This window comes from Pseudomonas sp. FW507-12TSA (assembly GCF_058781435.1).
This window is the reverse complement of record NZ_JBYSWT010000025.1, coordinates 38,321-50,859: the sequence shown is the minus strand read 5'-3', so window position 1 is coordinate 50,859 and position 12,539 is coordinate 38,321. Positions and strand designations below refer to the sequence as shown.

The following is a 12,539-nucleotide window of genomic DNA, read 5'->3' as shown; positions in this document are numbered from 1 at the left end:
GACCTCGTACAACGTGAGGCTTCGCCTCCCGTCCGAAAGAATTCGAGGTTTTGACATGAAAGTTTTGATCATTGGTAGCGGCGGTCGTGAACACGCCCTGGCCTGGAAAGTCGCTCAGGACCCACGGGTCGAGAAAGTATTCGTCGCTCCCGGCAACGCCGGTACCGCCATCGAGGCCAAGTGCGAGAACGTGGCCATCGACGTGCTGGCCCTGGAGCAGCTTGCCGACTTCGCCGAGAAGAACGTTGCCCTGACCATCGTCGGTCCGGAAGTGCCGCTGGTAGCCGGTGTGGTCGACCTGTTCCGTGCCCGCGGCCTGGACTGCTTCGGCCCGACCCAGGGCGCCGCCCAACTGGAAGGCTCGAAGGCCTTCACCAAGGACTTCCTGGCGCGCCACAAGATTCCGACCGCCGACTACCACAACTTCACCGAGATCGAGCCGGCCCTGGCCTACCTGCGGGAAAAAGGCGCGCCGATCGTGATCAAGGCCGACGGCCTGGCCGCCGGCAAGGGCGTGATCGTCGCCATGACCCTGGCCGAGGCCGAGGAAGCCGTGCGCGACATGCTCGCCGGCAACGCTTTCGGTGACGCCGGTTCGCGCGTGGTGATCGAGGAGTTCCTCGATGGCGAGGAAGCCAGCTTCATCGTCATGGTCGACGGCAAGAACGTGCTGCCCATGGCCACCAGCCAGGACCACAAGCGCGTCGGCGATGGTGACACTGGCCCGAATACCGGTGGCATGGGCGCCTACTCGCCTGCCCCGGTGGTCACCGCCGACGTGCACCAGCGCGTGATGGACCAGGTCATCTGGCCGACCGTGCGCGGCATGGCCGAGGAAGGCAACGTCTATACCGGCTTCCTCTACGCGGGCCTGATGATCGACAAGGCCGGCAACCCGAAAGTCATCGAGTTCAACTGCCGTTTCGGCGACCCGGAAACCCAGCCTGTCATGCTGCGCCTGCAATCGAGCCTGGTGCTGCTGGTGGAAGCGGCCCTGGCCCAGGCCCTGGACAAGGTCGAGGCCCAGTGGGATCCGCGTCCGAGCCTGGGCATCGTCCTGGCGGCCGGCGGCTATCCTGGTGACTATGCCAAGGGCGCGGCCATCACCGGCCTGGACGCCGCAGCCGCGCTGGAAGGCAAGGTCTTCCATGCCGGCACCGCGCTCAAGGACGGCCAGATCGTCACCGCCGGTGGCCGGGTGCTGTGCGCCACTGCCATGGGCGCCAGCGTCGACCAGGCGCAGCAGCAAGCCTACCGCCTGGCGGCCGAGATCGACTGGCAGGGCTGCTTCTACCGCAAGGACATCGGCTACCGTGCCATTGCCCGCGAGCGCGGCGAGCAATAAGGCTCGCACGAAACCCCGGCAAGGGCTTCCAGGCCCTTGCCGGGCGCTCATTGCGCCGCGCATAGTTATAATCAGGCATCAACCAACGAAGGGATTTCGCCGTGCGCTGGCTCAGGATTGCCCTAGGCTTCACCGTCACATTGCTGACCCTGCTCTGCATGAATCCGGCCCTGGCCGCTCAAGGCAGTGGCTGGGCGGTGCTGCTCGACGATCAGGGCGACCTGCAACTCAGTGACATCCGCTCCCCGCGCTACACCAACCAGTTCAGCCCCATCGAGCTGGACAAGCTCACCGCCGCCGAGCCCAACGGCGCCCTGTGGCTACGCTTCAAGCTCCAGCCGGGCACCCATGAGCAGATCCTGCGGATCTTCGCTCCCGACCTGTCCCACCTGAATCTCTACGTGCTCGACGGCGACCAGCTGATCGAGCAAGTGAACACCGGCTCCAGCCAGCCCCAGACGGAAAAACCGCTGCCCAGCAGCGACTTCGCACTGCCGCTGCCACAGAGCGACAAGACGCTGGACGTCTACGTACGCCTGGTGTCCGAACACGAACTGCGCCCCTATATCACCCTGCAATCGGCGGTGATGGCCGCCGCCAGCCAGGGCCAGACCCTGGTCTACGGCCTGCTGTTCGGCTGCCTGGCGATGCTGATCCTGCACAACCTCACGCGCTTCGCCTACACCCGCTCGCGCAGCAGCCTGTGGCTGGCGGTCTGCGAGGCCCTGCTGACCCTCAGCCTGATGATGCTGCTGAACCTGTTCGGCCCCTGGCTGCCGGACTGGCAGTCCCTGCAGACTCCCGGCGCCTACCTGGCGCTGCTGCTGACCGCCCCTGCCGGCATGATGTTCGCCTATCGGTTCTTCTCCCCGGTGGGGCCGCATCCGCTGAACCGCCTGCTACTGGGCAACATCCTGCTGATCGCCCTGTCCGGCCTGTTGCTGTTGATCATCAGCAGCCTGCCATTGAACATCGTCACCTATGCCCTGGTAGCCCTGGCCGGTTTGAGCATGCTGTTCATCGGCGGCTACCACTGGCACAAGGGCTACCGCCCGGCCCGTTGTTTCGTCGCCGCCATGGCGATCTTCAACTTCGGCACCCTGGTGATCATGCCCGCCCTGCTCGGCCTGACACTGGTGCCCCCGCAAGGGCTGATCGTGACCTTGATGAGCGTGGTCTGCGTGGCCGGCCTGCTGATGAGCGTCGCCCTGGGCGAGCGCCAGCGCCACATCACCGAGAACCGCTTCAGCGCCAGCCGCGACCTGGCCGCCAGCACCGCCGAGGTCAATGCCAAGGCCGAGTTCCTGGCCAAGATCAGCCACGAGATCCGCACCCCGATGAACGGCGTGCTGGGCATGACCGAGCTGCTGCTGGGCACGCCGCTGTCGGTCAAGCAGCGCGACTACGTGCAGACCATCCACAGCGCCGGCAACGAACTGCTGACCCTGATCAACGAGATCCTCGACATCTCCAAGCTCGAATCCGGGCAGATCGAACTGGACGACGTACAGTTCGATCTCAATGCCCTGATCGAAGACTGCCTGAGCATCTTCCGGGCCAAGGCCGAGCAGCAGAACGTCGAGCTGATCAGCTTCATCCAGCCCCAGGTGCCACGGGTCATCAGCGGCGATCCGACACGGTTGCGCCAGGCCCTGTTGAGCTTGCTGGAAAACGCCCTGAAGAAGACCGACGAAGGCGAAGTGCTGATCGTCGTCGCCCTCGACGAGCGCAGCAGCAAGCCGCGCCTGCGTATTGCCGTGCAAGATAGCGGGCAGCCCATGGAGCCCGAGGAACGCGACGCGCTGCTGCATACCGAGCTGCACAGCAAGAATTTCCTGGCCACCACCCGCCTGGGCGGCAATCTGGGCCTGGTGATCGCTCGCCAGCTGATCCTGCTGATGCATGGCGAATTCGGCATCAAGAGCGGCAACCAGCAAGGCAGCACCCTGTGGCTGACCCTGCCGCTGGATGCCGACCGCCTGGAGCATCCCACCGCCGACCTCGACGGCCCGCTGCAAGGGGCCCGGGTGCTGGTGGTGGACGACAACGACACCTGCCGCAAGGTCCTGGTGCAGCAATGCAGTGCCTGGGGCCTGAACGTCAGCGCCGTGCCTTCGGGCAAGGAAGCCCTGGCCCTGCTGCGAACCAAGGCACACCTGCGCGACTACTTCGACGTGGTCCTGCTGGACCAGAACATGCCCGGCATGACCGGCATGCAGTTGGCGGCGAAGATCAAGGAAGACCCGAGCCTGAACCACGACATCCTGCTGATCATGCTCACCGGCATCAGCAACGCGCCGAGCAAGGTGATCGCACGCAATGCCGGGATCAAGCGCATCCTCGCCAAGCCAGTGGCCGGCTACACCCTCAAGACCACCCTGGCCGACGAGCTCAGCCACCGCGACAAGGCGCCCACCACGCCCTACAACCAGCCCCTGGCCCAGGTCCTGGGTCCGGAGCCGATCACCGTGCCCAGCGACTTCCGCATCCTGGTGGCCGAGGACAACAGCATCTCCACCAAGGTGATCCGCGGCATGCTCGGCAAACTCAACCTGCAGCCCGATACCGCCAGCAACGGCGAGGAAGCCCTGCAGGCGATGAAAGCCAAGCGCTACGACCTGGTGCTGATGGACTGCGAGATGCCGGTGCTCGACGGGTTTTCCGCCACCCAGCAACTGCGGGCCTGGGAAGTGGGCAACCAGCGAGTGCGCACGCCGGTGGTGGCCCTCACCGCCCATATCCTGGCCGAGCACAAGGAGCGCGCGCGCCAGGCCGGCATGGACGGGCACATGGCCAAGCCGGTGGAGCTCTCGCAACTGCGTGAACTGGTGGAGCACTGGGTCACCCAGCGCGACTTGCGCGAACGCAGCGCCGCCCACACCAGCTGAGTTAAACTCTGGCTCGCCCTCCCTAGTCGTGAGCTCCCACCATGCTCCACGTGCTGTTCAGCGTTTACCTGAAGATGCTGGTGCTCTACAGCCCCTTCTTCGTCCTCTCGTGCTTCATCAGCCTGACCCGTGGCTACTCCCTCAAGGAGCGTCGGCGCCTGGCCTGGAAAGTCGCCCTGGCGACCCTGGTCTCCAGCGTGCTGCTGTACCTGTTCGGGCGGGTGATCTTCGGCGTGTTCGGCATCACCGTGGATGCGTTCCGCATCGGCGCGGGCTCGGTGCTGTTCATCTCCGCCCTGGGCATGGCCCAGGGCAAGTCGGCGGTGCAGACCGACAACGTGCAGCAGGACGTGACCATAGTCCCGCTGACCATTCCCCTGACTGTCGGCCCCGGCACCATCGGCGCCCTGCTGGTCATGGGCGTCAGCCAGCCGCACTGGGACGACAAGCTCACCGCCATCCTCAGCATCGCCCTGGCCAGCCTCACGGTGGGCGTGGTGCTGTACCTGTCCAACCGCATCGAGCGCATCCTCGGCGACCAGGGCCTGCAGATCGTCAGCCGGTTGATGGGCCTGTTCGTCTGTGCCCTGGCGGCGCAGATCATCTTCACCGGGGTCAGGGGTTATCTAGTCCCCTAGACCCCTTCGGCAAACAGCCGGGCACCACAAAAATCAAGTAATAGGCAACGGAATGCAGACTCTTCCCCCCACCGGCCCGGGCGCCGCTCCGGCACGCGCCCAACGCCTCGCGCGGATCGGGCGCGGCCTCGGCTGCTTGCTGGCCGCAGTGTTCATGTCTCTCCCGGCGCTGGCTGCCGAATCCCCTCAAGCCAAGCTTGTGGCCTGGCTGGACAAGACCAGTGAATCCAGTGAGCGCTTTGGCGATTTCCAGGTGTATCACCGCCGGGATGGCAGCAACCCCCGGGAAATCACCTATAAGGGCCAGCTCTATCGACCGCTGAACGCCTGGCAGATCACCGAGGTAAAACCCACCGGGGCGATTCAGGGCGGGCAACCCGTGCTGCTGGCTACCACCATCGAATGGATGGGCGTCGGCACCGTGCTGATCGCGGTGCAGAACGACACCCCGCTGGCTCGTATCCTCAGCCCGGTGAAGAGCCGCGAGGAGCCCGACTGGGGCCAGCCACAGCCCGGGCGCAGCGATCTGCTGCTGTTTCCCGAAGGCGCGCGGGCGCTGGTGCCCTCCACCGGGCAAGTCCTGTGGTTCGATGAGCGGCTGTCCGGCTGGGGTTTCTCCCACTACGCCATGCTAGTGTCGGTGTCGCCGGATAACCGCAGCGCCGCCTTCCTGGGCAAGGAAGGGTTGCTGCTCAGCTCGGCGGATCAGGGCGTCTACGCCCAGCTACCGATCAGCAAGGAGATGAACCTGAGCCAGCTGTGGCCATTGTTCAACCAAGCCAGCGACCGCGCGCGAAAGGCCCTGAACGAAGGTCGGCGCATCGACCAGAATCGCCTGCATCATGCCTTGCAAGTGGATTGGGTCGGTCGCCAGTTCAACTGGCAGCAGGTGCAGGGAAGCTGGCAACTCAAGGGCCTGGGACTGACCTCCAGCCCGCTGAAGAAGGAGCACTGAGGGATGAGCGTTCTACGCCCATGGCCCGTTCAATACCTGCTGCAACTGACCTCGGCCATTGTGCTGGCCGGCTGCGCCAGCCACGGCAGCGAGCAGCCCAGCGACATCCGCACCGAAGACGCCAAGGCAGCAGACGCGGTACTGGAGCTTGAGGTCAGCTTCGCCCGGGCACCGGACTACCAGCCCGAAACCAGCGGCCCCTATGCATCCAGCCAGTACGTGAAGATCGAGGGCGCCCCGACCCTGCAGATTCCGTTCTATCAGAAGGGTATCGGCTTCGAACTCGGCGTGATCGGTGACCCGCGGGCGTTGCTCGCCCTGCCTTACCCCTCGCCCAAGGCTGATTCTTCCAGCAAAAACCTGCGGGTCATCGGCCAACGCCTGGACGACACCCACTACCGCTTTGTAGTGCTGCCGCTGTCGGGCTGGAACAGCCTCGACAGCTTCGAAGTGGCCTTCGCCCACAACGGTCGCCGCGAGGCCATGACCTTCACCTACAGCACGCAAGTGGCCTGCAACAGCAGCTTTGCGGTGACGACGCCGACCTACGGTTTCGCGATGTCGGTGGCGGCGCGCTTTCCCAAGGATGCCCAGGGCTGCCTGAAAGCCTGCGATGCGCGCCCGGGGTACGCCGGTCAATGCGCCTACAACTCCGGTTTCCGCCAGGTCTCGAACCTGTAGAAACCCCCTCCCAGCCAGAGCCCACCCAATGCCCTACAGCGCCGATGCTGCTTTCATTCAGGAACAATGGCTGGACGGGTGTTTCCCCCGGGAAAACACCCTGGTCCTCAGCAGCGGTTTCTATTGCCTGTTCGACCTGCCCTACGAACATCCAAGGCTGATCAACAAAGCCTGGATGCCAGCCCTGGATTTCCCAGGCCGGGACGAACCTGATTTCGTCACTGCCCTGGGGTTTGCCGCCGAAGGCCCGCAGTCTTTTCATGCCCAATGCGGGGAAACCGCCGGGCACGGTGGTGACGGCTTCCTGGCCTTGCTGGAAAAGGGCTCGGATGCGCTGATCTGGCTGATTGTCCTCAGCCAGACCAACCCCTTCGACCGGGTACAGATCCTCGGCCAGCAGCTCCACGCCGAGTCGACCTCCGGGGTCAGGGTGCAAGTCCCCCTCCTGCGCCCCGACCAGTTGACCCTGACCTGGCCCTGACTCCTGCCCTCAACAAGCCGAGCCCCATGGAAACACTCACCGCCACCGTCGCCATCGACCTCCTGAGCGCACACAGGCTGCCCGGCCTCGATGCCGCTGCTCGCGCCTCCCACCTCCTGAATTGGTGGGGGATAGACAGCGACGACCTTGAGTTCGCGGCACTGCCACCCTACCTGCAGCAACAGCTCATCTCGCAACCTGAGCCCCCGGCCGATACGCAAGACCCGCGCTACGACGCCCTGCTGCTGATTGCCCTGCGTGCCGAGTATCGCGGCGTGACCCACCTGTACCTGAGGCGCTGCCTGCGTGAAGCCGGGCTGGGCGACTACATCGTCAGCCCAGGCTTCGAACACCGGGAGGCCTGTCCTTGCTGCGGCTACCTGACCCTCGGCGCCCATGGCGAATACGAGATCTGCGGCCTGTGCCACTGGGAAGACGACGGCAGCCAGGCGCTGGACGTGCTGAGCGGGCCCAACCACAAGACCCTGGCCCAGGCCCGGGAACACTTCGCCCGCCACCAGGACCACCTGCCCCTGGACAAATGGCCACACATCAGCAAGGACCACCCATGATTCCCCCGCAGTTGGTCGCCCTGATCGAAGCCCAGCCCAGCTTCCGCCCGCGCCCAGACACCGCCGGGGTCACCCGAGCGCTGGCAACACTGGGCATTGCCCTGGACAGCGAGTTCGCACAGATCTACCTGGCTTACCACCCCGCCGACTTCGCAAGCCGTGCAAGCTACGAAGTGCTGATGGATATCGCCGACCCCAGCGAGGAGATCCTTGTAGGTACCGAGTTCATTCATGAAGTATGGGAGCTGCCGCAGAACTTCATCGCCTTCACCTCATTGCAAGGCGAAGGCGGCTACTTGCTGGACAAGGACAGCGGCGGCGTCTGGGATTTCGACCTGGGCGACTGGGAAGCCTTCACCGCTGGCCGCATTGCCGCCAGATGGACCGGTTTCTTCGAATTCATCACCTGGTACTTGCAGTCCTAAGCGACAAGCCGCAAGTTTTCAGCTTGCCGCTCAAAGCTCGAAGCTTACCGCTGCCCCTCTAGTACCAGCGCGGCGTGTAGACCCACTCGCCGCCATCCGCCTTGGCAAAGGTGCAGGTGGTGGAGGAGCCCACCAGCACCATGGTGCGCATGTCCACCTGCTCCGGGGTCAGCTCGCCCAGGGTGGTGACGCGCAGGGTCTGGCCCGGACGACCGATGTCGCGTCCCAATACCACCGGGGTTTGCGCTGTGCGGTGCTGGCGCACGATCTCCAGGGCCCGGCCCAGTTGCCACGGCCGGGAACGGGAGATGGGGTTGTAGAAGGCCAGCACCAGGTCGGCCTGGGAGGCGAGGTCCAGGCGCTTCTCGATGATGTCCCAGGGCTTGAGGTTGTCCGACAGCGACAACACGCAGAAGTCGTGGCCCAGTGGCGCGCCCGCCTGGGCGGCGGTGGCCAGGGAGGCCGACACCCCGGGCAGGATCTCCAGATCGACGTTATGCCAGGCCGGGTCGCTGGACTCGTGCAAGGCTTCGAGCACCGCCGAGGCCATGGCGAACACGCCCGGATCGCCGGACGACACCACCACCACCGAACGGCCCTGGGCCGCCAGCTCGAAGGCGTGGCGGGCGCGCTGCATTTCCTCGCGGTTGTCGGTGCAGTGCATGATCTGGTCGGCGCGGAACGGGCCCGCCATGCGCACATAGGTTTCGTAGCCGAGGATGTCCTGGGCCCGGGCCAGCTCGGCCTTGACCGCCGGCACCATCAGTTCGGCGGCGCCCGGCCCCAGGCCGATCACGGCCAGGCGACCACGGGGCTGGCCGATCCGCTGCGGGTCCAGGGGTTCGCTGGTCACGGCGATGGCGATGTCCTCGCCCACACTGAGGGGCGGCAGCAATTGCGGCACCGCTTGTTGCGCCAGCTCGGCCACGCTGCTGGCCGCCGGGGCAAAACGCAGCGGCACGCCCAGCTCGGCGGCGGCGTCACGCAAGGCCGGGCTGGCCATTTCACTGTCGGCGGCCAGCAGGCAAGCGACGGACTGGCGAGCGATCCCGGCTTGGTGCAGAGCGGCCCGCAGATGCTCGGCCAATTCGAGCCCGCTATCGCGAGCAAGCTCGTTCCTGCAGGTGAGTGCGATAAGGACACTGCGCGGGTAGATCAGCAGTTCGTTGGGCGCGGGCTCGCGCTCGGCGGAACCGACCCGGATGGTCAACCGGGCTTCGCGATCTTCCGGCAAGCGGGCTTCGGCCAGCCAGGGCGCGGCGCCCTCGATGCGCACGCTCTCGCCACCCAGCAGGTCGGAGACAAAGCGCTTGCCCAGTTCCAGGTCGCCCAGGGCATAACCGCTGGGCGGGTTGAGCAGGCAAGTGCCGAAGCGCAGCTCACCGCTGGTGGTGATGGCCGCCGCCACGCCCAGGCCGGCAGCGATCTTGCGAGCCATGACGTTGACCCCACCCAGGCCGCCCAGCAATGGCACCACCGCGCTGCCGTCCTCGGCCACCGCCAGTACCGGCGGCTCGGCGCCCTTCTCCAGCAGCAGCGGCGCCAGGGTGCGGATCACGATGCCGGCGGCGCACAGGGCAATGATCGGAGTGTCTTGTTGATAGAGCTGGCGCAGGGTCGCGCCGAACTCCTGGTAACTGCGGTCGGCGCCCGTGGTGCGCTCGGCCAGGCCGTAGACCAGCGCGTCGGGGTACAGGCGCTGGATCCGCCGCGCGGTATCGAGGCTGCCTTGGCCAAGGATGACGATGGCCGGAATCGAACGGGCCATCAGCCTTGCCACCTTTGTCCGGGAACGATGATCAACGAGAAGTACGGCGACGACATCGGCTCCACCTCGTCCAGGGGCACGATCTTCTGATTGGCCATGGTCGCGCGCTCGACATACAGCGCCCGCTGCGCCAGCCCCAGCTCATCCAGGACCTGGCGGACCTTGGGAAAATTGCGCCCCAGCTTCATCACCACGGCCGCGTCGGCATCGGCCAGGCGGCGCTTGAGCTCGTCATGGGGCAGCACCCCGGACAGCACCGACAGGCTCTGGTTGCGATACACCAACGGCGCACCCAGCACCGAGGCGCCGCCGAGCATCGAGCAGACCCCCGGCACCACTTCGGCCTGGTAGCGCTCGGCCAGGCGGTCGTGCAGGTACATGTAGGAACCGTAGAAGAACGGGTCGCCCTCGCAGATCACCGCCACATCGCGGCCGGCATCCAGGTGCTCGGCCACTTGCACGCTGGCTTCGTCGTAGAAATCGCTGATCACCTGCTCATAGGACAATGGCGCCGGCAGCGCTTCGGTGGTCACCGGGTAGACCAGCGGCAGCAGGGTCTGCGCCTCCTGCAGGTGCGCCTCGATGATGCCGAAGGCATTGCCCTTTTTCCCCTTGGCGACGAAGTAGGCCACCACCGGCGATTCGCGCAGCAGGCGCAGGGCCTTGAGGGTAATCAGTTCCGGATCACCAGGGCCCACGCCGAGGCCGATCAAACGTCCAGGTTGCTGCATCATTCGATCTCCGTGGCCAGGGCGTTGACGGCGGCGGCGGCCATGGCACTGCCGCCCAGGCGGCCTTGCATGATCACGAACGGCACGCCACGGCTGTCGGCGGCCAGCATCGCCTTGGATTCGGCAGCGCCGACGAAACCCACCGGGAAGCCAAGGATCAGCGCCGGTTTCGGCGCGCCGGCGTCGAGCATTTCCAACAGGTAGAACAGCGCGGTGGGGGCATTGCCGATCACCACCACGCTGCCTTCCAGGTAAGGCCGCCACAGTTCCAGGGCCACCGCCGAACGGGTATTGCCCAGCTCGCGGGCCAGCTGCGGCACGCTCTCGTCACGCAGGGTGCAGATCACCTGGTTGTTGGCCGGCAGCCGTGCCCGGGTGATGCCCTCGGACACCATCCGCGCATCGCAGAGGATCGGCGCCCCTGCAGCCAGGGCCTCGCGCCCGGCCTTGCCGGCGCCCTCGGAAAACTGCAGGCCATCGATGGCCTCGACCATGCCGCAGGCGTGGATCACCCGTACCGCGAGTTTTTCCAGGTCGGCGGGAATGCGTTCTAGCTTGGCTTCTTCGCGGATGATCGCGAAGGAGTTGCGATAGATCTCCTGACCGTCGCGGATGTAATCAATCATCAAGGTGGCTCCGTTGGCGGACATCAAGCAGCGCTTGTGCCGCTTCTATAGAAAGGTTGCGCGCCCGCAGCCTGCCGAACCCCGGCTGCGTGGCGTCGCGCACATACAAGTCGTAGCGTCCCGGGGCCACCGCCAGCAGGGTGGTGGGCGCCACATGGGCAGCAGCGCAAGTGCGCAGGCAGCCAGAAAGGTGTACCGCCGCCTGCTGCCCCCGGGCCTGCAACAGGGCTGCCAGGCGCAGCGCATCGCCCTTGGTATCGGCCTGGGCCTTGGCGCAACCGCTGGAGCCGGTGCAGGCAATCAGGTGGGCCAGGGCCTGCTCGGGACGGCAAAGCAAACCCAGCTCGGCCAGGCCAGCGGTGACCGCCGGGGCATCCGCCACGGCAATGTCGGGCAGCAGCAGGCTCTGCCAGGGCGTCAGGCGCAGGCTGGAATCGCCATAGCGCAGGGCCAGTTGCGCGGCCCCCTTGAGCATGGCCGGGTCGAGCCGCCCCAGGGGCGCGACCGCACCGACATAGACCCGCCCGGCCACGGCCTGTGGATAAGTTCCCAGGTGCAAGCCCTCGGCTACCGCCGGCCGGCGCCAGCCATTGACGCTCAGCAGCGGGCCACCCAGGCGCTGTTGCACCTGGAGCAGAAATTCCGCCACCGGCACCTGGGCCAGCAAGTGCCGCATACGGGTCTGCTCGGGGCTCGCCAGGTCGAGGAACGCCTCCAGCACCGCCACCAGCAGGTCATGGCCCTGCTCCAGCGGCACCGCCGCCAACGGCGCATCCACCGGGCAACCGGCCAGGCCGAAGGCCAGCAACCGCTGGCCCTCGCGCTCGCAAGCCGCCAGCCACAAATCGTGGTGATGCTGGAGCATGGCCAGGGCTTCGCCACCGTCCAGTTGCACGGCGAACTTGGGCGACAACTCGTGGAACCGTGGATGACCTTGCAGGGTGTGCAGGATCTGCGCCGCCAGGGGCCGGGTATCGACCAGGCACTGGCGGTCGATACCGGCGCTGGGGCTGAGCATCAGGTTGCGCACATCGTCACCGGCCGCCGTGGTCGGCCCCAGGCCTGCCTCCAGCAGCTTGGCGATCAGCGCCTGGGGCTCACCGCCGATGCCACGGATCTGCAGGTTGGCGCGATTGGTGGCCTCGATCACCCCGCCGGCGAACACCTGCGCCGCCTCGGCCACGGCCACGGCCTGGGCCGCGCTGATGACCCCGCCGGCCAGCTTGATCCGGCAGATACCGCCGTCCAGGGCCGGGACGATACGCAACAACCCCGGACAGGCCGAGGGGCGGATGGCAGTGGACAGCGGACGTGGGTTCAAAGGAGTGACCGGCAGTGTGGGAAAAACGCTTCGCGGGCGAAGGCGCGGTATTATGCCTGCTTTGTCCGAAGGCATGAAAAGCCTGCCTGTCGGAACCCTGGCTTTTGT

At 66.2% G+C, this 12,539-nt stretch carries 12 protein-coding genes; 8 read left to right on the top strand and 4 right to left on the bottom strand.

What is annotated here, in order from left to right; genetic code table 11:
• Positions 1 to 55 precede the first annotated feature (55 nt).
• The 8 genes from purD to AC3WK8_RS22095 all read left to right on the top strand — a co-directional run bounded on the left by purD (position 56) and on the right by AC3WK8_RS22095 (position 7,985).
• Positions 56 to 1,345: a phosphoribosylamine--glycine ligase gene (gene purD / locus AC3WK8_RS22130; RefSeq protein WP_085595378.1), complete on the top strand. Its 1,290-nt coding sequence runs from the start codon at positions 56 to 58 to the stop codon at positions 1,343 to 1,345.
• Between the two features lie 101 nt (positions 1,346 to 1,446).
• Positions 1,447 to 4,233 (top strand): hybrid sensor histidine kinase/response regulator, encoded by a 2,787-nt coding sequence (locus AC3WK8_RS22125; protein ID WP_103325866.1) that lies wholly within the window; start codon positions 1,447 to 1,449, stop codon positions 4,231 to 4,233.
• A 41-nt stretch (positions 4,234 to 4,274) separates the two neighbouring features.
• Positions 4,275 to 4,871 carry a MarC family protein gene (locus tag AC3WK8_RS22120; protein WP_022642054.1) on the top strand — a complete coding sequence of 199 codons (597 nt, stop codon included), beginning with the start codon at positions 4,275 to 4,277 and terminating at the stop codon, positions 4,869 to 4,871.
• A 52-nt stretch (positions 4,872 to 4,923) separates the two neighbouring features.
• Complete coding sequence (locus AC3WK8_RS22115; RefSeq protein ID WP_103325867.1) at positions 4,924 to 5,826, top strand: hypothetical protein; 903 nt, start codon at positions 4,924 to 4,926, stop codon at positions 5,824 to 5,826.
• Between the two features lie 3 nt (positions 5,827 to 5,829).
• A complete protein-coding gene (locus tag AC3WK8_RS22110) occupies positions 5,830 to 6,507 on the top strand; it encodes a hypothetical protein (RefSeq protein ID WP_103325868.1) in 678 nt (225 codons plus the stop codon).
• A gap of 28 nt (positions 6,508 to 6,535) precedes the next feature.
• Positions 6,536 to 6,988: a hypothetical protein gene (locus AC3WK8_RS22105; RefSeq protein ID WP_085595386.1), complete on the top strand. Its 453-nt coding sequence runs from the start codon at positions 6,536 to 6,538 to the stop codon at positions 6,986 to 6,988.
• Between the two features lie 26 nt (positions 6,989 to 7,014).
• Positions 7,015 to 7,560, top strand: coding sequence for a CPCC family cysteine-rich protein (locus AC3WK8_RS22100; protein WP_103325869.1), 546 nt, complete (start codon positions 7,015 to 7,017; stop codon positions 7,558 to 7,560).
• On the top strand, positions 7,557 to 7,985 hold the full coding sequence (locus AC3WK8_RS22095; protein WP_103325870.1) for an SMI1/KNR4 family protein: 429 nt from the start codon (positions 7,557 to 7,559) through the stop codon (positions 7,983 to 7,985). Before AC3WK8_RS22100 ends, AC3WK8_RS22095 begins: the two co-directional genes overlap by 4 nt.
• Before the next feature lie 58 nt (positions 7,986 to 8,043).
• Here AC3WK8_RS22095 and cobJ read toward each other — a convergent pair whose 3' ends face one another.
• From cobJ to cobG, 4 genes are read right to left on the bottom strand one after another with little or no spacing between them, the layout of a single operon-like run.
• Positions 8,044 to 9,753: a precorrin-3B C(17)-methyltransferase gene (cobJ, locus tag AC3WK8_RS22090; RefSeq protein ID WP_103325871.1), complete on the bottom strand. Its 1,710-nt coding sequence runs from the start codon at positions 9,751 to 9,753 to the stop codon at positions 8,044 to 8,046.
• Positions 9,753 to 10,487 (bottom strand): precorrin-2 C(20)-methyltransferase, encoded by a 735-nt coding sequence (locus AC3WK8_RS22085; protein WP_178083948.1) that lies wholly within the window; start codon positions 10,485 to 10,487, stop codon positions 9,753 to 9,755. Before AC3WK8_RS22085 ends, cobJ begins: the two co-directional genes overlap by 1 nt.
• Positions 10,484 to 11,110 carry a precorrin-8X methylmutase gene (locus AC3WK8_RS22080; RefSeq protein WP_022642048.1) on the bottom strand — a complete coding sequence of 209 codons (627 nt, stop codon included), beginning with the start codon at positions 11,108 to 11,110 and terminating at the stop codon, positions 10,484 to 10,486. The genes AC3WK8_RS22085 and AC3WK8_RS22080 overlap by 4 nt, the downstream gene beginning before the upstream one ends.
• Entirely contained in the window at positions 11,103 to 12,506 is a 1,404-nt protein-coding gene (cobG, locus tag AC3WK8_RS22075) for a precorrin-3B synthase (RefSeq protein ID WP_103325873.1), read from the bottom strand. The genes AC3WK8_RS22080 and cobG overlap by 8 nt, the downstream gene beginning before the upstream one ends.
• Positions 12,507 to 12,539: the final 33 nt, after the last annotated feature.